The following is a 24,182-nucleotide window of genomic DNA, read 5'->3' on the forward strand; positions in this document are numbered from 1 at the left end:
GCCAAAACGATAAAAGGCACAATAGCATATTTGCGCCTATGGATTAAAACTCACGGCAGCACCGGATGATCTGACATTACGGTTGCCACCTTTAAGTATTGAGGAGTCCTACATGGAACACATCGAACGCGAATCGATGGAGTTTGACGTTGTCATCGTAGGTGCAGGACCTGCAGGTCTATCTGCTGCGATTAAGATCCGTCAATTAGCGATTGAGAATAACTTACCCGATCTTTCAGTTTGTGTAGTTGAAAAAGGCTCTGAAGTAGGTGCGCATATCTTATCTGGTGCTGTACTTGAACCGCGTGCTATTAATGAACTTTTCCCAAACTGGAAAGAAGAAGGTGCGCCTCTTAACGTGCCTGTAACTGAAGACAAAACTTTCTTCTTGCTTTCAGAAACTACGTCTAAAGAAGCACCTCACTGGATGGTTCCAAAAACCATGCACAATGACGGTAACTATGTTATCTCGCTAGGTAACGTTGTTCGCTGGTTAGGTCAAAAAGCTGAAGAATTAGAAGTTTCTATTTTCCCTGGTTTTGCTGCATCTGAAGTGCTTTACCATGAAGACGGTACTGTAAAAGGTATTCAAACTGGTGACATGGGTATTGGTAAAGATGGCGAACCAACGCATAACTTTACTCCGGGTTATGAGCTTCACGCTAAATACACCCTCTTTGCCGAAGGTTGCCGTGGTCACTTAGGTAAACGCCTCATTGCAAAATACAATCTTGATAAAGATGCTGACCCTCAGCACTACGGTATCGGGATTAAAGAACTTTGGGAAATTGACCCAGCAAAACATAAGCCGGGCTTAGTCATGCACGGCGCTGGTTGGCCATTATCTGAAACTGGTTCGTCTGGTGGTTGGTGGTTGTATCACGCTGAAAACAACCAAGTGACTTTGGGTATGATTGTGGACTTGTCTTATGAAAATCCACACATGTATCCATTTATGGAAATGCAGCGCTGGAAAACTCATCCACTCATTAAACAATACTTAGAAGGTGGTAAACGTATTTCTTACGGCGCACGTGCTGTAGTGAAAGGCGGCTTCAACTCATTGCCTAAATTAACTTTCCCAGGTGGTTGCTTAATTGGTGATGACGCAGGTTTCTTAAACTTTGCAAAAATCAAAGGCTCACACACTGCTATGAAATCAGGCATGTTATGTGGTGAAGCTGTATTTGAAGCGATTGCTGCTGGTGTAGAAAAAGGCGGTGACCTTGCGATTGCTCGTGTTACTGAAGGTGAAGATTTATTCGTTAAAGAATTGACTTCATACACTGACAAATTTAACAACAGCTGGTTAAAAGAAGAGCTTTATAACTCTCGTAACTTTGGCCCAGCAATGCATAAATTTGGTCAATGGATTGGTGGTGCATTTAACTTTATCGACCAGAACGTCTTTAAAGTTCCATTCACTTTGCATGATTTGAAACAAGACTTCGCTGCATTGAAAACTGTTGATGCAACGAGCTTTAAGCCAAACTATCCAAAACCAGATGGCAAGCTTACATTTGATCGTTTGTCTTCGGTGTTTATCTCAAACACTGTACATGAAGAAAATCAGCCAGCTCACTTGAAGCTTACTGATCCTTCAATTCCAGTGAATGTGAACTTACCAAAATGGGATGAGCCTGCTCAGCGCTACTGCCCTGCTGGTGTTTATGAAATCATGGAAAATGATGATGGTTCTAAACGCTTCCAGATTAACGCAGCAAACTGTGTTCACTGTAAGACTTGTGATATTAAAGACCCATCTCAAAACATTACATGGGTAACGCCTGAAGGCGGCGGTGGTCCGAATTACCCTAATATGTAATAAAAAAGCCCCGAATAATCGGGGCTTTTTTATTAGTATCCACTTATTGAAAAGGCGGTATTTTTGATACTTTTAGATTAAAATTCTTTTTATAGAAAATAAATGTGCCTAATAAAAATAAGCTAAGAAAACCAAAATTCCGTGCTAGATCAATATACCAAGCTGATTTTCCAAACAATAAATCAATCATTAGCATAAATCCCATGAATCCTGTATGTAAGATGAGGCTATTATTAATTTTTGATTCTGGAGCAAAAGATGTATTTCTATAACCTAATATAATTGAACCGAGAATTATAAAAGTGAATAAAATTATTGTAGCCATAGTCTCAGTTAACCAAGAAACTTTTATACTTAACAAACCAGCAAGACATGCGAACCAAAGGAAAATAAATAAGCTTCGTTTTAGAAAATAATCTTTCATTTTTATATGTCATTTATATACTTAATTTTATAGATTATATAATGATTCTTATTTGTAAAAAATTATCATTTTAAAATAAATTAAATATTTAATGGCTCCCAACACTATTCATTAGAAGCCTTATTTATTCTATTAGCCCTTTTTCACCAAGTAATGAAATTCTTTATGACCATTTTCATCTAAGCGTTCTTCTTGCAAAAGCAACTCATGACCTAAATGCATACAAAATTTAGGAATATCCCACGAAGTCGAATTGTCTGTTGCGAAGACCTCAACCACGTCTCCAGATTTAGATTTACGAATGGCTTGATGCAACATCATGACAGGTTCCGGACAACGTAAACCACGTGTATTGAGTTGTACAGTAGGTGAAATAGGTTGTTCTGACATAACTAACTCGAACAAATAGAATTTTCACATTTTAGCATAAACCGATCACTGACTTATGAACTGTAACTGGTGTTTACATAACAATATGTGTTTTGTCTTTTACTTTGTTTTATAGATGCATAAGGGCCTTTTCTTCGGTATGATCAATGTATTCATTTGATACATTGAGTCTTTAGGAAAGATCATGCAAGAGGAACCGAGTCCGTCGTGGGGAATGCGAGGCTTACGAAAGTGGTTAGGTACAGCGCCCGAAACCCGAGATGAATTATTAAAACTAGTCCAAAATTCACGTCGTTTTTTAGAACCTGATACTGTTGCCATGCTTGAAGGTGTTCTTGACCTTCCTGCTACAAAAATTCGTGAAGTCATGACGCCACGAACAGCAATGATCAGTATGCAAGAAGATGATCAGTTACTTGATATTCTTCACGTATTGGTTGAGTCTGCTCACTCACGTTTTCCAGTTTTCTCAGCTGACCAACCTGATAATGTTGTTGGTATTTTACTGGCAAAAGATTTACTACCATTTTTGACTGAGCCAAATACCAAATTAGATATTGGCTCGCTCATGCGTCAGCCATTATTTGTGCCTGAAAGTGCACGTTCAGATCAAGTTCTTCGTATGCTTAAGCATACCCAGACCCATATTGCAATTGTCATTGATGAATATGGTTCAACGGCAGGGCTTGTTACGCTTGAAGATATTCTTGAAGAGATCGTGGGTGAAATTGAAGACGAACATGATACTGCTGATGAAGATGCACAGTACATTGTTCCAGATAGTGACCACACTGTAGCGAATGCATGGATGGTGCAGGCACTTACACCAATTGAACACTTCAACACTGTATTAGATGCTGATTTTTCTGACGATGAAGTAGAAACTGTCGGCGGTTTATTGCTTCAAGAAATTGGTTTAGTCAGTGATTTACAAGGTCAGACTGTTGAACTTGGAAAGTGGTTATTTACGATTGTTGAAGCAGATGCCCGCACTATTCATCTGATTCGAGCTGTACGTCAATGAGAGCATACTTTGAAAAGCTGTTAGATTCTTCGCAACAACAAAAACAGCTTCCATTAATTTTTCCATTGCTCATTGCTTTATTTTCAGGTGCCGTGTTTAGTTTTGCACTGGCACCTTATTATTGGTGGTGGCTGGCAATTTTGTCTCCTGCCCTACTCTATGCAACATTACATAAACGCTCAGCCAAACAAGCATTTGCGATTGGTTGGAGTTATGGTTTTGGTTTATGGTTTGTAGGGGCTTTCTGGCTCTATACATCTATCCATGTATACGGCGATACCAATGCCTTTTTAAGCGTATGTATGATTGCTGTTATGGCTCTTGTGATGGGGTTATTTACAGCATTCCAAACTTGGGTTTATCGACGCTTCTTCCCTGAAACACCGCTGACTTTCGCCCCTCTCTGGATTGTTTTTGAGTGGGCTAAAACTTGGGTGTTTACAGGTTTCCCATGGCTATTTGTAGGTTACGCTTTTACCGAACGCCTACTCGATGGCTATGCACCGCTATTTGGTATTTATGCAATTTCTTTCGTGGCAATTGTATTGGCGTGTGCTTTAGTTGAAGTTCTGCGTAAGCGTATTTTCTGGGTTATTCCTTCTGCCCTATTAGTTTTAGGTGCATGGGGAGCATCATATATTCAGTTTGTACAACCTAAAGCGGCTAAACCACTGAGCGTTTCGCTTATTCAAGGTAACATTCCACAAGATTTAAAATGGCTAACTGAATATCAAGTTAGAACATTAGAAATTTATGCAGGTTTAACTCAATCTGAATGGGGCCGTGACCTCATTGTATGGCCTGAGTCTTCAATTCCACTCTTCCAAACCGATATTGAACCGTTTTTGGATGCCATGGATGCACAAGCGAAAAAGAACCATACTGCTTGGGTAACCGGTATTCCTTATTGGGATGTTGCAAAATCACATCAAGTCGGCAGTCCTCTGTATTACAACAGTATTATGGCGTCTGGCAGCGATTCAAGCGGCCTTTATAAAAAGCAGCGTCTTGTGCCGTTTGGTGAATATATTCCGCTTTCAGGTTTACTCTCTTGGGTGTTACCAGCCATGCAAAATGATATTAGCATGAGCGGTTTTACACGTGGTGAGAGCAACCAGAAACCACTCTTAATTAAAGGGCATGCGCTTGCTGCTGCAATTTGTTATGAAGTGGCATATCCAAACCTGACACGACGTAATGCAGAAGATAGCGACTTCTTGGTGACTGTATCTAATGATGCTTGGTTTACGGGTACTGCTGGCCCATGGCAACATTTACAAATGGTACAAATGCGCGCGAAAGAAAATGGTCGCTGGTTTATTCGTGCAACCAACACAGGTGTAACAGCATTTATTGATCAAAATGGTCATATCACTGAACAAGCACCGATTGATAAAGAGTTTGTCTTGAGAGGTGATTTACCGGCTATGCAAGGCCAAACTCTCTATAACCGTTTAGGTGATTATCCAATTTTAGGATTTGCGGTATTACTGCTGGTTTTAGGTTGGATCTATCGCCCGCGTAAAGTTGATGTGTCTTATAAATCACGTCGCTAAATTATAATAGCTTTGTACCCAGAGGAACTTCAAACTCTGGGATACAAAGTGCTACATCCCCATCTGCGTTATGAAACCCTGTCACTAAACATTCTGATTGAATAGGCCCTATTTGCTTTTTAGGGAAATTCACGACCGCAACCACTAATTTACCAATCAAGTCCTGCGGTTGATAAAGTTTAGTAATCTGAGCACTCGATTTACGTACACCCAATTCTTCACCAAAATCTACATGCAGAATATAAGCAGGTTTACGCGCCTTTTCAAAAACCTCAGCTTGAATAATTTTACCTACACGAAGCTCTACTTTTAAAAAATCATTCCACTCGATTTGTTCCATTTACTTTTCTCATATTCTTAAATATCTGATTTGAAGCATATAATATGTACAAATAAAGAAACACCCTCTTTTTATTTTCAGCTCTCAAAATTCATGTTAAATTAAATCTGCTGACTCAAAAGCCGTAAACGTTTACGTCAATCAACGTGCCAACATACCTCCAACAATGCTTGGAGCTATTTATTCAAAATATTTTTATATTTTGAATGGCACGGGCGTTTGTTGGTTTACGGAGTTAAAATGAAAAACTCAAAATCTTTATCTAGTTTTAGAAAACTTCCAAATCGCTATACCTCTATCGTTTTACCATTTCTTTTATCGATCATTATGACTTTTGTGGTTTCAATGATTAGTACATTACGAAGTTTGGGATTAGAAGAATTTTCCCTATATGTATGGATGTCTGCATGGGCAATTTCTTGGATAATCGCTTTTCCAACATTACTTTTAGTCTTACCGATCGTCCGTAAAATCACGACACTATTGGTACAGCCTGCTTAAACAAAAAAGACGTAGATTTAATATCTACGTCTTTTTCAAAAATGAAGTTAGCTATCAGTATTAAAAAGCGATAGATAACTGCAAAGATAAATAAGCAACTAGACTTGATAAAAAAACCATTGGTACATAGCGATAAGCTTTAAAAACTAATTGCTCATATTTAGATGATATTTGTTTCGCTTGCCATACGCTCGCTTTTAATGCAGTGAAAAAGCTCACCATTAACCATGCACTGACAATACTTAATGCGAAGAAACCAATCATGATTTGGCTGCTACCTTCTGTACTCAGCCATAGTTTTAATGAAACTTCAGAAATTGGTAATAATGCTAAAATCAATAGGACAGACTTAAGCATCGCCCAATGAAACTGATTCAGTTCATCAAGTACGAGAAATGCTTTCATTTAATCTCTCCCATAGTTTTATAAAGTGGTTTTTATTTATTATGCAAAGCTTTTATTTAAATATATAGCTTATTTTCTCTCATATTTTAACTTTCTTGTAACTATTAAATATGGGAATAATTCTTATTTTAAATCTCAAAATTAGATATTAACTTTTTTACCTTATTTTCAATTATTTATTATATTTTTGTGATTAAGAAAGATTATCAATTCGGATTATCGTTTTATCTTATTAACCGAATCGATAATCTCTCTTACATTTTAATTAAGGTTGGTAGTAAATATCGGCATCGTTGCCTTCACCACCTTCTTTACCGTCTGCACCAAATGAATATAAGTCAAAAGGATGACCGTCTTTTCCTGGAATGACATATTGAATATCATTTTTCCAACTGTCTTTAGGATAACCACCTTTCACATAACCACCTGGCATCCAGTTTTTTGCTGTAGCAGGTTGATTAATAAGTGCATCTAGTCCGCCTTCTTGCATAGTTGGGAAATGTCCGTTATCGAGCTTGTACTGATCTAAAGCACCCGCTACCCCCTTCAAGGTAATTTGAGTGGTATCGATTTTAGCTTTTTCACTACGACCCATGACGTTCGGCACAATTAAAGCCGCCAACACACCTAAAATAACAATCACGACCATGACTTCAATAAGGGTAAAGCCTGAGGCACGTTTCATTCGAGCACCGCTCGAACGTGCCGAAAGTCTGAAAGCTACGCTTGAGGTTTTTTGAGCATCCTTAACGTGCTCTTTTTGTTTCATGACCATCTTCATCATTATCTCTAATATCAAAGTTATTAAATCATATTGTTCATATTTACGATTGGCAGCATAACCGCAATTACAATAACCAACACAATGCTTGCCATTAATACCAGCATAAGCGGTTCAAGTAATGCCAATAAGGTTGAAATAAATGTCGTCACCTCACGGTCTTGCATAGTTGATGCACGTTCCAGCATACGGTCAAGCTCACCTGATGCCTCACCACTTCGAATCATTTGTACCATCATTGGTGGGAAATAACCACTGCGCTCCAATTGCGTACCCAAGTTACCACCTTCGGTAACACGCTCAGCAGCATGGGCAATAGAGTCACGGATCACCCAGTTATTGGTCACAGCAGCACCAATTTTTAGAGCATCCACCAACGGCACACCCGAACGAGTCAAAATAGACAAGGTACTGGCAAAGCGTGCAGCATTAATACCACGGGACAGTTTACCGAATAATGGCAATTTGAGTGTTAAGCGATCAAAAGCATAATGACCAGCCGTTGTTTTTAAAAACCGCACAAAGGCAACAACGCCTATCACAGCAAAAAGGATGATAAAGACCCACGCATGGCGAATAAAATCACTCGCTTTCATTAAAGCGACTGTAATCCATGGTAAGGCATCTTTGCTTTGATCGAAGGTTTTTACAATCTCTGGAACCACATAGGTCATTAATCCCATCACAATACCAAATGACATCAGCATTAAAATGATCGGGTAAATCATGGCACCTTGAACTTTCTTTTGCATGGCAAAACGGTTCTCAGTGTAGTCTGATAGCTGATCTAAAATGAGATCTAAATGACCTGAACGCTCACCTGCTGCAACTGTTGCAATATAAAGGTCAGGAAAACGACCTGACTGTTGCATGCCTTGCGCAAGTGAGTGCCCTTCTAATACTCTTGAACGAACCGAGAGTAAAAGATTTTGTACATGTGCTTTTTCACTTTGTCTGCTCACGGCGCGTAAAGCTTCTTCTAGAGGAATTGCAGCAGCAACCAAAACGGAGAGTTGTCTGGTCATCAGTGCTAAATCATAAGCACTAAACTTTTTCTGGAATAACCCGTGGCTTTGATGCTTATCTTTTTGTTCAACAGGGTCAACGCTAATCGGAGTCCATGCTTTATCGCGTAATTGTTGGCGAATCTGACGTGCTGAGTCTCCTTCAAGCACCCCCTTTTGCTGCTTCCCTGAAGCATCAATAGCAGTAAATTGATATGCAGGCATGGTAATGTTCTAATTTTCCAAAAATAATAGTCGCTGCTGTTGCATCTATGCTACGCAATCATTCATATTCATTCTATAGCCTGTGTAGAATACCCAAGTCCTCTTCACGACGCTATGCCGTTTTTTAAAATTGACGAAATGAGCCTCTATGACCATAACGCCAAAGCCTGATTCAGTTGTTTATCGTGTGCGTGTTGCCGTACCTGTGCATCTGTACGACACTTTTGACTATACACTCACCAAAGCACAATATGAACGGGCTCAAGTAGGTTCACGCGTCGCAATTTCATTTGGACGGCAAAACCTGATTGGTATCATTACTGAAAAAGTTGACCCACAAGAATCATTTACAGGTAACTTTCAGCTTAAAGCCATTTCTGAACTTTTAGATAATGAACCTATTTTAGATGAACAAGTTTTAAATTTATTGACATGGTCAGCACAATATTACCAATTTCCGATTGGTGAGGTCATGCAAACTGCTTTACCTGCGTTATTACGTCAGGGTAAACCCATGGATGTTTTATTTCATCTATGGAAAATCATTCCATGTGACAATGTTGAAGCTCTGCTAAAACGCTCAATCAAACAACAAGACGCTTATCAAATTTTAAAATTACACCCTGCCGGAACTACAGAAAATATTCTTAATTTGAGTGGTGTAGAAACTGCGACACTTAAAGCACTTCAAAAGAAAGGACTGGTAGACTGTACGCTTGAGCCTCATGACTTTAGCCCAGCACCCGTACAATTGGCTCAAATGCCACTCACGCTTAATGAAGACCAAAAGAAAGCAACTCAGCACGTCCTTAATGCACAGCATCAATATCAAGCGTTTTTGTTAGATGGTTTAACGGGAAGTGGTAAAACTGAAGTTTACCTGCACATCATGCATGAAGTGCTAAAGCAAGGTAAGCAAGTATTAGTGTTAGTTCCTGAAATTGGTTTAACCCCTCAAACCATTTCGCGCTTTAAGTCTCGTTTTAACTGCGACATTGCTTTATTACATTCGGGCTTAAATGACTCGAAGCGCTTACAAGCATGGCAACAGGCACAGACTGGAAAAGCCTCTATTATTTTAGGAACACGTTCAGCCATTTATACCCCGCTGCCACGTTTGGGCCTTATCATTTTAGATGAAGAGCACGATCTGTCTTATAAACAACAAGAAGGCTTTCGTTACCATGCGCGTGATGTCGCGCTTTACCGCGGACATTTACAAGGCTGTCCTGTTCTTTTAGGTTCAGCAACCCCAAGCATTGATAGCTATCACTTAGTCGAAACTGGCAAGTTAACTGCACTTCAGCTGAACCAACGTGCAGGCCATGCGCTTTTACCAAAAATGCATTTGATTGATCTTAAAATTGTCAAAAAACAGCATGGAATTAGCCAGCCTTTAATCGAGCAAATTAAAAATACCCTAGCAAGAAAAGAACAGGTTTTAATTTTTTTAAACCGACGTGGTTATGCACCTGTTCTGGTCTGTGAAAGTTGTGGTTGGCAAGCGAATTGTCCGCATTGTGATGCGCATTTTACGTTGCACACTCAGCCTTATTCTTATTTACATTGTCACCACTGCGGCACGGTTCATCGCTTGCCAGACCACTGCCCTGAATGTCAGCAGAAGAGTTTAAAAACTTTAGGTGCTGGCACAGCCAAGGTTGAAGAGCATTTACAAGAATTATTTCCAGATCATGATGTGATTCGGGTCGATCGTGACAGCACCAGCCGAGTCGGTAGCTGGCAAAAAATTTATGATCGCATTCAGCAAAATAAACCTTCGATTTTGCTTGGTACGCAAATGTTGGCAAAAGGTCACCATTTTCCGCATGTGACCTTGGTTGCTATTTTAGATATTGATGCAGGTTTATTGAGTGTCGATATACGAGCGCCAGAGCGTACTGCTCAATTGATTGTACAAGTGGCTGGTCGTGCAGGTCGTGGAGAACATAAAGGTCATGTTTATTTACAGACTTTAAGGCCAGATCACCCTTTATTGACCACGCTTATTGAAAAAGATTATCGGGCAGTCGCAAAGCAAACATTGGCTGAACGTAAAGTTGCATTACTGCCGCCTTATCGCTATGCCGTACTAATACGCGCTGAATCGAAAGATCGCGATTATACCTTGCATTTTTTAAATGAAGCTGCCGAGCAACTTCGTCAAATTGCAGGTGATATTGTTGATATCTGGGGGCCAATTCCCGCGCCAATGGAACGTAAAGCGGGACGTTACCGCGCCCATATGGTGATTTTGTCTGCTGACCGCGCTCGTCTGCATTTTTACTTAAGACAATGGTGGGCTCAGTTGGTCCATGCGCAAAGACAGCATCAACTCAGACTCTCTATTGATGTTGACCCGCAAGAATTTAGTTAGATGACTTGAATATCATGGTGTGAAGAAACCTTTTTGGCTTTACACTTAAAAAGATCAATACATTCGGGGTAATGAATGTCATTCCTACTGCAAGCAACTATTTTTCTTGGAGCTTCTCTGATTTTAGTCCCTTTGGGTAAACGCTTAGGGATTGCAACAGTTTTAGGTTATTTATTTACGGGCATACTTCTTGGCCCAAGTGTTTTAAATATTGCCCATGACCCTGAAGCCATTATGGAATTGGCTGAGTTTGGGGTCATCTTACTTATGTTCCTGATTGGCTTAGAGTTACGTCCACAGCGCTTATGGGAAATGCGTGACTCTATTTTCGTGATGGGGAGTTTGCAAGTGGTGATTACGGGCATAATTCTCATGCTCACCATATTCCTGCTATTTCAACAACACCTCGCTGCGAGCTTTGTGATTGGTTTTGCGCTTGCGCTATCTTCTACGGCTTTTGTATTACAGCTTCTGTCTGAAAAACAACAGCTCAATACGACTTATGGCCAGCAATCATTTTCAATTTTACTGTTCCAAGATATTGCAGCAATACCTTTACTAGCAGTCATTCCCCTCTTGGCAGGAACCGAATCTACCCATCATGGTATTGCTTATTTTGCTGCCATCATCGCAACATTTAGTGGACTATTCCTATTTAGTCGCTATGTGATGCGTCCATTTTTTCGTTTTGTCGCAAAAAGTGGTGCGACCGAACTGATTACCGCAGTGGGGTTATTTATTATTCTCGCTGTTGTGCTACTTATGGACACTTTAGGAATTAGCACGACACTAGGCGCTTTTCTTACTGGGGTGCTTTTAGCCGACTCAGAATTTCGTCATGAACTTGAAGCAAGTATTGCTCCGTTTAAAGGGCTATTACTTGGTTTGTTCTTTATGACTGTGGGCATGACCACACAACTGTCTTTATTTATTGAAATGCCTTGGCTCATTATTGGCGGAGCGATTGGCTTACTCGTTATAAAAACCCTCGTGTTGACCGCTATTGCCCGCTATAAAAAATATAGTTGGAACAATAGCCTGCTGCTTGGAACATGTTTAGCGCAAGGTGGTGAATTTGCATTTGTCATTTTAAGCCTTGCCAAAAGTGAAAAAGTTTTGACTGATGCTTTATTAGAACCTGTTACCCTGATTGTGACGTTGTCGATGGTCCTTACCCCAGTCATTTACTGGATTATGGCAACTAAAATCATTCCTTTGTTTAATAAAGAACGCCCACCTGAATATGATGAAATTCCGCAACAAGATAATCCAATTATCATTGCTGGGTTTGGTCGCTTTGGACAAATTATTGCGCGTATTGCCCGTTTGCAGCACTTAGGCTTTACTGCCATCGACAACAACCTTCACCAAGTGGACTTTGTGCGTCGATACGGCGGTAAACTCTACTATGGAGATGTCACCCAACCTGACTTACTTCGCTCGGCAGGCATTGAAAAAGCCCAAGTATTTATTCTCGCAATAGACGATGTCGAAGACTCTATGAACGTTGCACGGCATCTAAGATTGAACTATCCACACATAAAGTTACTAGCACGTGCACGTGACCGACATCATGTACATCTATTAAGAGACTTAGGTGTTGAACATATTTGGCGTGAAACCTATTTATCATCATTAGGTATGGCTTATCGCGCTTTACGCGAACTTGGTATTTCCGATGAACAAGCCTATAACAATATCGAAATCTTTCGAGATTATGATGAGAAATTACTCATTCAGCAGCAAAGCATTTATACCGATGAACAAAAGGTTTTTGAAACTCATCGTAATGCGCTGGCTGAACTTGAACATCTCTTTGAAAGCGATGCACAGCAAGCCACATCAAGACATGACGTGAATTTAAAGCGTCATTTACAACCAAATCGTATCGACATTACACGAGATCACGAAGAATAACTTGAGATTTCGTAAAATGGCTATATTAAGGACTTATTCACATTGCCTAAATGATTGCGACAATCGGTACAAGAGTTACCGATGTCCTGCTTGCAGCCACGCTGCATTCCCTAAGCTTGATTAAACCGAAGTTGTTATAATCTGCTTAGGGCCCTGGAGAATATTATGTCTGATTTACGCCAACGCTTTTATATAGAGGACTTTCCTGTTCGCGGTGAAGTAGTTCATCTAGAAGAAGCATTACAAACTATTTTAGCTCAACGCGACTACATGCCTGCGGTTAAAATTCTACTAGGCGAGATGTTGAGTGCGACTGCATTACTTGCAAGTACTTTAAAAATCAAAGGCCGTATCAGCTTGCAAATCCAGGCTAGCGGCTCTTTTAAATGGGCTATGGCTGAATGTAACCATTTAGGCGAAGTTCGCGCTTTAGCAGACTACGAAACAGATCCACGTTTTGTTGAAGCAACTGACAGCAGTACAGTCCTTGGTGCTTTAGTTAATCCAATTTTATTTATTAACATCGAACCTGAGCATGGTGAGCGTTATCAAGGGATCGTACCTCTTGACCAAACAAATCTAGCGGGTTGTTTGATGCAGTATTATGATTTATCTGCTCAAATTCCAACTCGTATTGTATTGGCAAGTACAGCTAAACGTTCTGGTGGTTTACTCATTCAGTTATTACCTCGTCATGATGAAGAAGAGCAAAAACTGGTTGATGAAGACCTATGGCCACGTTTAACCATGCTGACTGAAACGCTCAAGCCTGAAGAACTAACTGAGCTTTCAGCGAATGAAATTTTGTATCGTCTTTATAATGAAGAAGAAGTACGCTTGCCAGAAGTTGAACACTTAAAATTTGGCTGTACTTGCTCTAAAGAGCGCTGTGCTAAAGCACTCATTCAAATTGGTGTTGATGCTGTTCATGAAACACTGGAAGCACAAAACCCGATTCAAATGGATTGCCAGTTCTGTAATACTCGTTATGAATTCACTGCCGAAGAAGCATTGGGTTTATTTGGTGAACACTTGAGTTAATCCCTTAATTTATAAAAAGGCGGTCAAACCGCCTTTTTATTTATCTATAATTTTTGATGAGAATTTTCAGCATGTTATTTTAAATCAGTTAATATGAGCTTACTTTATAACCCAATAAATAAGATGCTTATATTTCATGAATTATTTTGATTATTTTCTCTTTATTTTCAGTGTCATTATTATGATTGCGACCCCTGGCCCTGTCATGATTTTGGTGGCAAGCGCCGGACTAAAAGGCGGATATAAAAAAGCACTGGAAACCATTTTTGGTACAAATCTCGCCTCACTGGTTTTAATTTTTATTTCGGTACTCGTACTTAAAGGAGTACTCGGTATTAATGAAAGCTATTTAAATATTATTCGTGTTTTAGGTTGTCTCTATATTGGCTATTTAGGATTTAATATTCTCAAAGAAGTCATCCAAGCCCCTCATCCGGAAGCAATACAAACCGTTTCTGCCCAAAATGGTGGTTTTAAAAAAGGCTTTTTAGTGGGTATTTCAAACCCTAAAGATATTATTTTCTTTTCGGCTTTCTTTCCTCAATTTGTCTCTATTTCACCTAACCTAAATTTCAGTTTGACCCTTCTTACACTGACATGGATTGTTTTAGATTTTTTAACCCTATCTTTAGTTTATGTATTCTTCCGTCGCCTTTCTAACAGCCACTTATACCCTAAAATACTCGGCTTATGCGGCCTATTGCTTTTATTAATTGCCCTATACGGTTTATATCAAACTTTCATATAAAGAATTAGAGGCATAGTCCTAATTGACTTATGTCTCTTCCACCTAGTCTCCCATTTTTGTAAGAGAACAACTCTTATACAATCTAGCTCATTGAAAGCCTTAAAAATTGTTTCATAATGAAATAAACAACACCATCGTGATAAAACATTATGGCAAAAAATTATTATGAAGAATTAGGGGTTAAACGAGATGCCTCTGCTGATGAAATTAAAAAAGCATATCGCAAATTAGCTCGTAAATATCATCCTGATATCAGCAAAGAAAAAGATGCAGAAGAAAAGATGCAGGCGATTAATGTTGCCTACGACACCTTAAGCAATGCCGAAAAAAAGGCTGAATATGACCAAATGTTAGACCACCCACAAGGCTTCAATGGCTTCGGTCAAGGTGCAGCTCAAGGTGGATTTGATGGTGCACGCTTTTATCGACAAGGCTTTACAGGCGGCGGTGGTGAACAAGCTGACTTTAGCGGTTTTGAAGACTTATTTGGTCGTTTTGGTGCAGGCTTTGGTGGTGGACAGCAACAATACCAAAGACAACAACGTAGTTACCGAGGTGAAGATCAACATGCCAGCATAGAGGTCGATCTTGATATTGCCTATCATGGGTCAACACAACAGATTACCTTGCAAATTCCGACTGTGAATGTTTATGGTGAGCCTGAGGTACAACGCAAAACCCTACAGGTGAAAATACCTAAAGGGATGAAGGAAGGCCAACAAATTCGTCTAAGCGGACAAGGACAAAGTGGCATCAATGGTGGTGCCAACGGCGATCTTTATATCGAGATTCAATATAAAGATACAGATCGTGTTCATGTAGAAGGCAGTGATGTATATTTAACTGTAGATGTAGCGCCTTGGGAGGCCGCATTAGGTCAAGGTATTGAAGTAAAAACACCTGCAGGACCTTTACATGTCAATTTACCAAAAAATGCAAAACAGGGACAACAGCTACGTTTAAAAGACAAAGGGATACCAAATAAAACGCCAGGCCATCTTTATTTAATTTTAAATATTGTATTCCCACCTGTGCATTCTGAAAAAGAAAAAGAAGCCTATCAGCAATTGGCAGAAGCCTTTGCTTCATTCGAACCTCGTTCATCTCATTAGGGAGCAAGATCATGACAACCATCCATTATCGAGAAATTGTATGTGACGGCCACACCTTTAGTGCTGAAGTCGTTGATGAACAATGTACATTTGATCTGCAACAATTTGCTCAAGCCTGTGGTCAAAGCCCGGACTGGATTCTAGAGCTCATTGAGTACGATATTTTAGCGATTGATACTCCGCCTGAAAAACATCAGTTTTTGGGTGAAGATGTTATTCGTGCTCGTAAAGCGTATCGTTTACAACGTGACTTTGATGCAAGTTTGGCAGCAGTTGCGGTGATGTTAGATTTGATTGATGAAGTGCAACAACTTAGAAAACAGTTGAAGCATTTTCATTAAGATTTTTTCTTCTAAATAATCTTTAAAGTAGGTATGAACTAACGTGATGGGCGGCATGGATGCCGCCTTTTGGACTGCGGTAACATGGATGTACCGTCAGTCCAATAAAGGGGTTTTGTTACTTTTGCCCAGTCAAAAGTAAGGATATGCCTATACAAAAAATATCTAATTAATCCATATATTTGAGGCAGTACTAACAAATCAACTTTACTGATCTTTGAAAATTCCTATTACTTCAACCGAGTAATCTTCTCCACTTCCTTCAAAGTCTGCTTAATCGGTTCATATTCCAAAAACCAGAACAAATTCATACGCTCTTGGCGGTGCTGCTGAGCCAATAAATCAATAACGCTTTTCTCACCACGCCCCACTAAATGCTGTCTATAGAAGTAGTACAACAATAAAACCGTACTGAGCAACATGACACCGAGCATAATCCAGAAACCCACTGGCGACTTAAGCCCCGGAATAAACTCAAAGTTCATTCCGTAAATACCAGTTAAAAGCGTAAGTGGTGCAAATACAGCGGTAATAATGGCAAGAATACGCATATTTTCATTGGTCTGGTTTGCAATCGCTGAGAAATGCAAATCTATTGCCGATTGAATCGCACTCCGTAAGCGTAAAGTATGTTTTTGAATACGTTCTACATGACTCATTAAATCATTCAAACGAACTAACAGAAGATCTTGAGAACTATGCGTACGCTCACCAATCACATGATGATAATTTTCTACAATTTCATCCCGAAACTCTTGTAGGGTTTCGATTTGTTCTTCACACAAGTTTTCGACCTGCTGAAAGGCCATGTTTTCATGAAACAGTTGATGCCATTGTTTAAAACGACGATTGCCCTGTAATAGTTGTTGTTGCCAGTGCTCGACCCTTCTGGTTAAAGGCGAACGAATATCAAGATAACCATCCACCATGCTATTGAGCAGACGTAAACATAAATCTACAGGCGAATTAGGCAACTTACGGGTTTTATTTTGTTCTTCTAAGGTTTTACATAAAATATTTTCAAGACGCTGAATATAATTTTCAATCGACTTGTTGCCCTGCTCACGTACACTAATCAGAACTTTAGGGGTAAAAATAAAACTAATTGGTGTGGTAGCTAAGCCAAACACACTCTCATGTGTTTCTCCATTTTTAATTTCATCATCAGGTGTAACAAGCTTTTTGAAAATGAGCAGGTCATATTCTTCAAGTGTATCAAAGGCACAGGGGGGCTCGATATTGGCAATATCTCGCATATGAAATTCATTAATTGCGACATCTGAAAGCTGCTGAATTTTTTGTTGCCACTCTTCATTATGGTTAACAACGTCAGATCTCACACTATCAATCCAGAAAAATTCCAGAACATGTTCAGTGTGCTTTTCTCGGCTCAAAAAAACATAGCCATCCTTTTGATGACGATAAAAATAATAAACCTGCATACCACGTCGATCTATTTGTGTGTTACTTGCATCATGCCATAAAAAAAGCCCGCATCAAGCGGACTTTTTTAGTGAGTTAAGCAATTATGCTTGCTCAATATCTTTCATAGTCAATTTGATACGACCACGGTTGTCAACATCAGCAACTTGTACTTTCACTTCCTGACCTTCTTTAAGAACATCAGTTACGTTCGCAATACGCTCATTAGAGATTTGCGAAATATGAAGAAGACCATCAGTACCTGGCATAATGTTTACGAATGCACCAAATTCTACAATACGGATAACTTTACCGTCGTAGATTTTACCTGGTTCAACTTCAGCAGTAATCGCTTGGATTTTTGCAATTGCAGCTTTAGCAGCAGCTTTAGTTTCACCAAATACGCGAACTGTACCGTTATCTTCAATATCAATAGCAGCTTTAGTTTCTTCAGTAATTTGACGGATAGTTGCACCACCTTTACCAATTACGTCACGGATTTTGTCCGGATTAATAGTAATTACTTCAAATGTTGGAGCATGCATTGAAATTTCAGGACGAGCGCGTGAAATTACTTTGTTCATTTCATTAAGGATGTGCATACGACCAGCAAATGCTTGGTTTAACGCAACTTCCATAATTTCTTCAGTAATACCTTCGATCTTGATGTCCATTTGAAGTGCAGTAATACCGTTTGCAGAACCTGCTACTTTAAAGTCCATGTCACCAAGGTGGTCTTCATCACCTAAGATGTCTGAAAGTACCGCAAAACGATCGCCTTCTTTCACTAAGCCCATTGCGATACCCGCAACTGGCGCTTTAAGTGGAACACCTGCATCCATAAGAGATAATGACGCACCACATACAGAAGCCATTGAAGATGAACCGTTAGATTCAGTAATGTCAGATACAATACGAATAACGTATGGGAAGCGGTCAGCAGCAGGAAGAACAGCTTGAACACCACGACGTGCTAAACGACCATGACCAATTTCACGACGTTTAGGACCAGACTCACGACCTGTTTCACCTACAGAGTATGCAGGGAAGTTGTAGTGCAACATGAAGTTGTCAGTTTTAGTGCCAGAAAGCGTATCAACCATTAACGCATCACGAGTATTACCCAATGTTGTTGTTACTAACGCCTGAGTTTCACCACGTGTAAATAATGCAGAACCGTGTGCACGGTCTAATACGCCAACTTGAACGTCGATCGCACGAACAGTTTTAGTATCACGACCATCAATACGTGGCTTACCAGACAAGATGTTGTCACGTACTGTACGGTATTTAAGGTCTTCAAATAATTCGTTTACTTCGTCAGCAAGACCTGTTTCGTCATTTTCAGGAACGAACTGAGCTACAGCTTCTGCATAAAGTGCATCTAATGCTGCATAACGATCTTGTTTAACCGCAATCGTATACGCTTCAGAAATTTTAGCTTCGAAAGCTGCTTTTAATTGCTCACGAAGTGTTTCATTTTTAGCTGGAGCAACCCAAGTTGATTCCACTGCACCGGCAGCAGCAGCAAATTCTTTAATTGCTTGAATCGCGATTTGCATTTCGTCATGACCGAAAAGCACTGCACCAAGCATTTGGTCTTCTGAAAGTTCTTTTGCTTCAGATTCAACCATTAATACAGCCGCTTCTGTACCAGCAACCACAAGGTCAAGGTCAGACTGAGCCATTTGTTCAAAATTCGGGTTTAAAACATATTCGCCGTTAATTAAACCAACACGAGCTGCACCGATTGGGCCACGGAATGGTGTACCTGCAATTGCTAATGCAGCAGAAGTACCTAACATTGCAGCAATATCAGCTTCCATAGTTTTGTCAGAAGAAACAACTGTTGCTGTTACTTGAATTTCGTTGAAGTAACCTTCTGGGAACAATGGACGAATTGGACGGTCAATAAGACGTGAAATTAAAGTTTCAGCTTCAGAAGCACGACCTTCACGCTTACCGTAACCACCAGGGATACGACCAGCTGCATATTGTTTTTCTTGATAGTTAACTGTTAACGGGAAAAAGTCTTGACCCGCTTTTGCTTTAGATTGAGCAACAACCGCAACTAAAACAGTTACGCCGCCCATTGTAATTAAAACTGTATTTGCTTGACGTGCAACGCGACCCGTTTCTAAAACGACTTGATGTTGACCGAACTGGAATTCTTTACGAACGATGTTAAACATTGACATGTATTGTATTTTCCTAATTTTATTCTAGTGAGACCCCTAAGGTTTGGCATTCAGACTACAACTATTGGTAGATAAATGACAAAGCTTAGAAGCCATCACACTAGACCAAAAATTTTAAATAATATTAAACGCAAAGAAGGAGCGCACAAGCGCCCCTTCTATAAATCGCCTAACGGTTGATTAGGCGAAACTTTCTTTCCAGAAACAAAGCATAGCAACATGCGATAAACCGAAAACAAAGCAAAATCGAATTAACGACGTAGACCTAAAGCACCGATCAAAGCAGTGTAACGCTCGTGGTCTTTACCATTTAAGTAGTCAAGTAATTTACGACGTTGGTTAACCATACGGATCAAACCGCGACGGCTATGGTGGTCGTGTTTGTGAGCTTTAAAGTGACCTTGTAAATCATTGATTTGAGCAGTCAATAAAGCTACTTGTACTTCTGGTGAACCAGTGTCGTTTTCAGCGCGAGCAAATTTAGCAATGATCTCTGCGCGGTCTGCATTAGTTAAAGCCATTCGATTTCTCCGAGATGCTTAAAAAATAAAATGATATGAATCAGTTGAGCGCAACTGACTGCCGTGCATCACTACAGCAAGTTGCCTATTTTAAGGTATCTATATATGGATTGCAAAATTGTTTTCAGTTACCTGTCATTTTAGACACTGACATACGCATCCGAACCCTGCACACTTGACCGTCAATAAAAAGAAAGAAACGCGAGGGACGTGTGAAAATATTTTCGACCAACACCTGTCCAGTACCAGACGATATTGGATCGGTCATTCATCACAAAGATGAGGTACCTGCTGAACAAGGTGGAATGAGTGAACGTCAGGTTCAAAAGATCTGGAAGAGTATTGAGTCGCTCTATAAAACCGGGAACTATCCGCTCATTACTTTTTGTTTACGTAGACAAGGGAAAATTTTATTAAATCGAAGCATTGGCTATGCTCAAGGGAACTCTCCAGAAGGTTTGCAAAATAATGCCCTCATCGCAACGCCGGATACTCCTGTTTGCTTATTTTCAGCATCCAAAATGATTACTGCTATGTTGATTCATCTTTTAGATGAAAAAGGTGAAATCAACTTACTTGACCCCGTCAGTTATTACATTCCTGAATATGGTGTAAATGGGAAGCGCCGTGCGACCATCTTTCATTTGTTAGCACATCGGGGAGGCATTCCTTATGTTGATGGAGAAGTCACTCCTGAACTGCTTTTTGATAAAGATGAAATTTTAAAGCGCCTATATGCAGCAAGACCTGTTTCTCCAGCAGGAAATCACCTCGCCTATCATGCAGTAACGGCAGGGTATATTTTAGGTGAAATTATTGAGCGAGTCACAGGGCAAGACCTTCGCCAATTTGTGCAGGAGACCACCGAGAAGCCGATGGACATGCCTTATTTCAACTATGGTTTGAAGCCAGAGTATCGCTCCAAAGTTGCACTCAATTGTGCAACAGGTTTACATCCTCGCTTAGGAACAGATCATTATTTAAATCATGTACTAGGTGGCGGCTTACAACTCGCTGTAGATGTGACCAATGATAGCCGCTTTATGGATACCATCTGCCCTGCTGGCAACATTTATACCAGTGCCGAACAAGCTGGACGCTTCTTTGAAATGCTTTTAAGTGGAGGAAGTTACCAAGGCAAACAAATTTTAAGTGAGAAAACAATTTTTAGAGCAACTCTACCGACCACAGGAGTTAACATTGACCGAACCTTATTAATACCGATGCGTTATGCACTAGGTCCCATGCTCGGTAGCAATCCAGTAGGTTTATTTGGTCCAATGACTGGACAAGCTTTTGATCATCTCGGCTTTTCTAATATTTTATGTTGGGCCGACCCAGAGCGAGATATTAGCGTTTCACTGTTAACCACTGGAAAGTCCGTAGTAGGCACTCACCTTCCGGCTCTAGCCAGCTTGCTCTATCAAATTTCTAGCCAATGCCCACGAATTCCTAGAGATCAGCGTCGCTCATTGTTTGGTAGCGATTCACATGAAACAGATCTAGTCTAAATCGTAATAACTTAGCGCTAAAATAAAAAACCCAAGCATTTCTGCTTGGGTTTTTGGCGCTGTAGTTCTTGTTTATCGTGTTTATCGCTGTTCTTATTGTTATGTGTGAGATGCTTTCCACATCCTTCTTCTCGTTTTACTCACTTCCGTTGTTTTTATTTCTATTTCCTTATGTGATGTATTTTGTCATATCCAATTATGAAGAAAAGTAGTATTTTTCTTATCATCATGTAAGCGAAAACGTACAGGTCTGTCTAATATTTAGCGTTTATCTGTAACAGCTAAATAACGTACGGTTCTGTATAACATTTAACTTAACAATTCACGCGAAAAATGCCCATTTAAGAATCATATTACAAATAAATATATTGATATGCTTGAGTTAAATTATTGATAATCAGAATAAGAAATAGCACGACGCAAACCAGGGGTTATTTAATTTATTTAACGTGATAAAAACTCAGAATATAAAAAAGCCCTGTAGTCTCTCCCAAAACTACAAGGCTTAGCGGCTGTAAGTTTCCTCTTTATTCACCTACTTCATTGTAAGTTCGCAGTCTCTCGACTTAAGTTGTTATTATTGTGCGATTTTGCCCGACATTCCTTGCCAAGCTCGTTGTGCGTTTATAATCTCAAAAACAGGGTATGTTCTCTAGCAGCAAATATCTCGAATCCATGTAAGCTTTTTCTTACAAGGGTAAAAATATTAAGTTTGCCTTAACGAACTAACCGATTAACTTTTTCAACTAAACCGCTTTTTCTGGTCGTACGAACTGTAAAAGATTGTAATAAAGCCTCTGGGTGAACCAACAGACTGACCACTTTTTTCGCTCGTGTAATCGCAGTGTAAATTAACTCTTGGCTTAACAAATTCTTAGCGGCCTGATCGAGAACAACAGCAGTATGTGTAAATTCAGACCCTTGCGATTTGTGAATGGTTAAAGCAAATGCACTTTGAATACTTTTAGGTAATCGGTTTGCAGCAACCCACTTATTTAAACTTGGGAAATAGACTTCAAACTGTTGAGGCTGGGTTCTATGCTCAAAACATAAACCAATGTCACCATTTGAAATACCAAGCTGGTAATCGTTATAAGTCATCATGACCGGACGGCCTACATACCATCCTCCTAAAGTCACAATACCTAGCTGTTGTTGTAACCAGCGTTCGGCATATTGATTAAGTTGCTGCAAGCCAAATGGCCCATGACGAACTGCCGTTAAAATACGGTAGTCATCGAATGACTTAACGATATTTTCAATATGCTCAAGTGATCGATCATCTTGTAAATAAGCTTTTAAGCTTTGCGCATAACCTTGAAAACCCGCCATCAATTTTTGGTAGTAAGTTTCTATTGCTAGAGATGACTCTGCGGGTAAGTATTCAAGCTGAACCACATCGGGCATGTCGGCTTCTAAAGGTATTGAACGTAACTCTGAAACTTGAACAATATCGACTTCAAATTGTTGTAAAACTTGCTCATGGTTGATTTGACTGGTTTGCATTTGAATAAATCGGGCAACCTGACCAATCAAAGCCCCTTCCGCAAAACGACGGCTGGTTTGAAGGTGAACACGGTTTTCAGACAACGCCTCGATTTGCTGTAAATCTGCAAGTACTGCTCCAACATCTACTGAAGCAAGCTGGTTGGCATCGCCTAATAAAATAATTCGACAAGACTCAGGGACAGCTTCAAATAATAACGTTGCCAGATTTAAATCCAGCATAGAGGCTTCATCCACCACAATAACGTCATAAGGCAACGGCTGTTTTTGATTAAACCGTGGAGTTTGACTATGCCCCATACCTAATAACCGATGGATAGTTTGGGTACTTTGGTTTCTTAGCTCATCACTCATTAGCCCCGACTCAAGCAGTTTGGGATCATTAAACGAGTTTTGTAAGGCTTCTTGCATACGCTGTGCAGCTTTACCCGTCGGAGCAGCCATTGCCACACGAATATGCGGAATTGCCTGACTAAGCACAGCAATAATACGAGCCAGCGTATAAGTCTTACCTGTACCCGGTCCACCTGTAATAATACTTAAGCTCTGCCGAGTCACCATTTGCAAAGCAGCTTGCTGATGAGGATCAGTTAATAAGTCTAAATGCTCTTCACATGAAACAGGTTGAATTGGTTGTTGCTTTAATCGGCGAATTTGCTCAGCTAGACGTTGCTCTAGGTTCCAATATCGGTATAATGCCAACCCCTGCCCGTCGTGGACACAAGGGGCAACTTGAGACATCGCTTGTTCAGCAGATATCGCCAGTTGACCAAGTGTTTCTATTTGCTCTGGGCTAATCTCAATACAACTGTCACCCTGCAAGCTCGCTTCAATCAGCTGCTGCAAAAAATAAGCTGCCTCTGGAGCTTGTGTCTGTGCAGTAAACGGGGCTTGATTTAAAAAGGTACTCCAAGTCGTTAACCAGCTTAAATCGCTTTGTTCAGGGCTGTTTAGATTGTCCACACACTTATCCACCTAGTTTTCCACACGCTTGTCCACATGGTTATAGACAG

The 24,182-nt window shown here is 40.0% G+C and carries 21 protein-coding genes; 11 read left to right on the plus strand and 10 right to left on the minus strand.

Annotated features, from left to right (window positions below):
- The first annotated feature begins 112 nt into the window (after positions 1 to 112).
- On the plus strand, positions 113 to 1,825 hold the full coding sequence (locus J671_RS07485; protein WP_002053275.1) for an electron transfer flavoprotein-ubiquinone oxidoreductase: 1,713 nt from the start codon (positions 113 to 115) through the stop codon (positions 1,823 to 1,825).
- Between the two features lie 43 nt (positions 1,826 to 1,868).
- Here J671_RS07485 and J671_RS26055 read toward each other — a convergent pair whose 3' ends face one another.
- Positions 1,869 to 2,249, minus strand: coding sequence for a hypothetical protein (locus J671_RS26055; RefSeq protein ID WP_004710769.1), 381 nt, complete (start codon positions 2,247 to 2,249; stop codon positions 1,869 to 1,871).
- A gap of 132 nt (positions 2,250 to 2,381) precedes the next feature.
- Positions 2,382 to 2,639 carry a sulfurtransferase TusA gene (gene tusA / locus J671_RS07490; RefSeq protein ID WP_002053527.1) on the minus strand — a complete coding sequence of 86 codons (258 nt, stop codon included), beginning with the start codon at positions 2,637 to 2,639 and terminating at the stop codon, positions 2,382 to 2,384.
- 184 nt (positions 2,640 to 2,823) lie between these two features.
- Between tusA and J671_RS07495 the strand changes: the two genes are divergently transcribed.
- Together J671_RS07495 and lnt are read left to right on the plus strand one after the other, a co-directional pair.
- On the plus strand, positions 2,824 to 3,663 hold the full coding sequence (locus J671_RS07495) for an HlyC/CorC family transporter (protein WP_004883488.1): 840 nt from the start codon (positions 2,824 to 2,826) through the stop codon (positions 3,661 to 3,663).
- Positions 3,660 to 5,219 (plus strand): apolipoprotein N-acyltransferase, encoded by a 1,560-nt coding sequence (lnt, locus tag J671_RS07500; RefSeq protein WP_002156963.1) that lies wholly within the window; start codon positions 3,660 to 3,662, stop codon positions 5,217 to 5,219. Before J671_RS07495 ends, lnt begins: the two co-directional genes overlap by 4 nt.
- Before the next feature lies 1 nt (position 5,220).
- On the opposite strand, the gene J671_RS07505 is transcribed toward lnt, so the two are convergent.
- Positions 5,221 to 5,559 carry a tRNA-binding protein gene (locus J671_RS07505; RefSeq protein WP_000434938.1) on the minus strand — a complete coding sequence of 113 codons (339 nt, stop codon included), beginning with the start codon at positions 5,557 to 5,559 and terminating at the stop codon, positions 5,221 to 5,223.
- Positions 5,560 to 5,799: 240 nt separating this feature from the next.
- Between J671_RS07505 and J671_RS07510 the strand changes: the two genes are divergently transcribed.
- Positions 5,800 to 6,060 (plus strand): DUF2798 domain-containing protein, encoded by a 261-nt coding sequence (locus J671_RS07510; protein ID WP_004710772.1) that lies wholly within the window; start codon positions 5,800 to 5,802, stop codon positions 6,058 to 6,060.
- Positions 6,061 to 6,120: 60 nt separating this feature from the next.
- On the opposite strand, the gene J671_RS07515 is transcribed toward J671_RS07510, so the two are convergent.
- From J671_RS07515 to gspF, 3 genes are all read right to left on the minus strand, one after another.
- Positions 6,121 to 6,465: a hypothetical protein gene (locus J671_RS07515; RefSeq protein WP_016803955.1), complete on the minus strand. Its 345-nt coding sequence runs from the start codon at positions 6,463 to 6,465 to the stop codon at positions 6,121 to 6,123.
- A gap of 265 nt (positions 6,466 to 6,730) precedes the next feature.
- A complete protein-coding gene (gspG, locus tag J671_RS07520) occupies positions 6,731 to 7,246 on the minus strand; it encodes a type II secretion system major pseudopilin GspG (RefSeq protein WP_017393987.1) in 516 nt (171 codons plus the stop codon).
- A 23-nt stretch (positions 7,247 to 7,269) separates the two neighbouring features.
- Positions 7,270 to 8,475, minus strand: a complete 1,206-nt coding sequence (gene gspF / locus J671_RS07525) for a type II secretion system inner membrane protein GspF (RefSeq protein ID WP_004699003.1) — start codon at positions 8,473 to 8,475, stop codon at positions 7,270 to 7,272.
- A gap of 148 nt (positions 8,476 to 8,623) precedes the next feature.
- Between gspF and J671_RS07530 the strand changes: the two genes are divergently transcribed.
- From J671_RS07530 to J671_RS07555, 6 genes are all read left to right on the plus strand, one after another.
- A complete protein-coding gene (locus J671_RS07530) occupies positions 8,624 to 10,852 on the plus strand; it encodes a primosomal protein N' (protein WP_031981864.1) in 2,229 nt (742 codons plus the stop codon).
- Between the two features lie 75 nt (positions 10,853 to 10,927).
- A complete protein-coding gene (locus J671_RS07535) occupies positions 10,928 to 12,769 on the plus strand; it encodes a monovalent cation:proton antiporter-2 (CPA2) family protein (protein ID WP_004710778.1) in 1,842 nt (613 codons plus the stop codon).
- A 165-nt stretch (positions 12,770 to 12,934) separates the two neighbouring features.
- Positions 12,935 to 13,810 (plus strand): Hsp33 family molecular chaperone HslO, encoded by an 876-nt coding sequence (locus tag J671_RS07540; RefSeq protein ID WP_004710781.1) that lies wholly within the window; start codon positions 12,935 to 12,937, stop codon positions 13,808 to 13,810.
- A 136-nt stretch (positions 13,811 to 13,946) separates the two neighbouring features.
- A complete protein-coding gene (locus tag J671_RS07545) occupies positions 13,947 to 14,558 on the plus strand; it encodes a LysE family translocator (RefSeq protein WP_031981865.1) in 612 nt (203 codons plus the stop codon).
- Positions 14,559 to 14,707: 149 nt separating this feature from the next.
- Positions 14,708 to 15,670 (plus strand): DnaJ C-terminal domain-containing protein, encoded by a 963-nt coding sequence (locus J671_RS07550; protein ID WP_031981866.1) that lies wholly within the window; start codon positions 14,708 to 14,710, stop codon positions 15,668 to 15,670.
- Between the two features lie 11 nt (positions 15,671 to 15,681).
- A complete protein-coding gene (locus tag J671_RS07555; protein ID WP_002157040.1) occupies positions 15,682 to 16,011 on the plus strand; it encodes a chaperone modulator CbpM in 330 nt (109 codons plus the stop codon).
- A 230-nt stretch (positions 16,012 to 16,241) separates the two neighbouring features.
- Here J671_RS07555 and J671_RS07560 read toward each other — a convergent pair whose 3' ends face one another.
- From J671_RS07560 to rpsO, 3 genes are all read right to left on the minus strand, one after another.
- Positions 16,242 to 17,453 (minus strand): magnesium transporter CorA family protein, encoded by a 1,212-nt coding sequence (locus tag J671_RS07560; protein ID WP_031981868.1) that lies wholly within the window; start codon positions 17,451 to 17,453, stop codon positions 16,242 to 16,244.
- Between the two features lie 84 nt (positions 17,454 to 17,537).
- Positions 17,538 to 19,625 (minus strand): polyribonucleotide nucleotidyltransferase, encoded by a 2,088-nt coding sequence (pnp, locus tag J671_RS07565; RefSeq protein ID WP_170318156.1) that lies wholly within the window; start codon positions 19,623 to 19,625, stop codon positions 17,538 to 17,540.
- A 257-nt stretch (positions 19,626 to 19,882) separates the two neighbouring features.
- On the minus strand, positions 19,883 to 20,152 hold the full coding sequence (gene rpsO, locus J671_RS07570) for a 30S ribosomal protein S15 (protein WP_001229357.1): 270 nt from the start codon (positions 20,150 to 20,152) through the stop codon (positions 19,883 to 19,885).
- Positions 20,153 to 20,364: 212 nt separating this feature from the next.
- Between rpsO and J671_RS07575 the strand changes: the two genes are divergently transcribed.
- Positions 20,365 to 21,663, plus strand: coding sequence for an EstA family serine hydrolase (locus tag J671_RS07575; RefSeq protein ID WP_031981869.1), 1,299 nt, complete (start codon positions 20,365 to 20,367; stop codon positions 21,661 to 21,663).
- Positions 21,664 to 22,380: 717 nt separating this feature from the next.
- On the opposite strand, the gene recD is transcribed toward J671_RS07575, so the two are convergent.
- Entirely contained in the window at positions 22,381 to 24,132 is a 1,752-nt protein-coding gene (gene recD / locus J671_RS07580) for an exodeoxyribonuclease V subunit alpha (protein WP_031981870.1), read from the minus strand.
- Between the last annotated feature and the right edge of the window lie 50 nt (positions 24,133 to 24,182).

The sequence above is a fragment of the Acinetobacter sp. 1130196 genome, from assembly GCF_000588095.1.
Classification (GTDB): Bacteria; Pseudomonadota; Gammaproteobacteria; order Pseudomonadales; family Moraxellaceae; genus Acinetobacter; species Acinetobacter nosocomialis.

Coding starts and splice junctions, on each gene's coding strand:
- J671_RS07485 (WP_002053275.1), top strand. CDS start 113: ATGGAACACATCGAACGCGAATCGATGGAGTTTGACGTTGTCATCGTA.
- J671_RS26055 (WP_004710769.1), bottom strand. CDS start 2,249: ATGAAAGATTATTTTCTAAAACGAAGCTTATTTATTTTCCTTTGGTTC.
- tusA (WP_002053527.1), bottom strand. CDS start 2,639: ATGTCAGAACAACCTATTTCACCTACTGTACAACTCAATACACGTGGT.
- J671_RS07495 (WP_004883488.1), top strand. CDS start 2,824: ATGCAAGAGGAACCGAGTCCGTCGTGGGGAATGCGAGGCTTACGAAAG.
- lnt (WP_002156963.1), top strand. CDS start 3,660: ATGAGAGCATACTTTGAAAAGCTGTTAGATTCTTCGCAACAACAAAAA.
- J671_RS07505 (WP_000434938.1), bottom strand. CDS start 5,559: ATGGAACAAATCGAGTGGAATGATTTTTTAAAAGTAGAGCTTCGTGTA.
- J671_RS07510 (WP_004710772.1), top strand. CDS start 5,800: ATGAAAAACTCAAAATCTTTATCTAGTTTTAGAAAACTTCCAAATCGC.
- J671_RS07515 (WP_016803955.1), bottom strand. CDS start 6,465: ATGAAAGCATTTCTCGTACTTGATGAACTGAATCAGTTTCATTGGGCG.
- gspG (WP_017393987.1), bottom strand. CDS start 7,246: ATGAAGATGGTCATGAAACAAAAAGAGCACGTTAAGGATGCTCAAAAA.
- gspF (WP_004699003.1), bottom strand. CDS start 8,475: ATGCCTGCATATCAATTTACTGCTATTGATGCTTCAGGGAAGCAGCAA.
- J671_RS07530 (WP_031981864.1), top strand. CDS start 8,624: ATGACCATAACGCCAAAGCCTGATTCAGTTGTTTATCGTGTGCGTGTT.
- J671_RS07535 (WP_004710778.1), top strand. CDS start 10,928: ATGTCATTCCTACTGCAAGCAACTATTTTTCTTGGAGCTTCTCTGATT.
- J671_RS07540 (WP_004710781.1), top strand. CDS start 12,935: ATGTCTGATTTACGCCAACGCTTTTATATAGAGGACTTTCCTGTTCGC.
- J671_RS07545 (WP_031981865.1), top strand. CDS start 13,947: ATGAATTATTTTGATTATTTTCTCTTTATTTTCAGTGTCATTATTATG.
- J671_RS07550 (WP_031981866.1), top strand. CDS start 14,708: ATGGCAAAAAATTATTATGAAGAATTAGGGGTTAAACGAGATGCCTCT.
- J671_RS07555 (WP_002157040.1), top strand. CDS start 15,682: ATGACAACCATCCATTATCGAGAAATTGTATGTGACGGCCACACCTTT.
- J671_RS07560 (WP_031981868.1), bottom strand. CDS start 17,453: ATGCAGGTTTATTATTTTTATCGTCATCAAAAGGATGGCTATGTTTTT.
- pnp (WP_170318156.1), bottom strand. CDS start 19,625: ATGTTTAACATCGTTCGTAAAGAATTCCAGTTCGGTCAACATCAAGTC.
- rpsO (WP_001229357.1), bottom strand. CDS start 20,152: ATGGCTTTAACTAATGCAGACCGCGCAGAGATCATTGCTAAATTTGCT.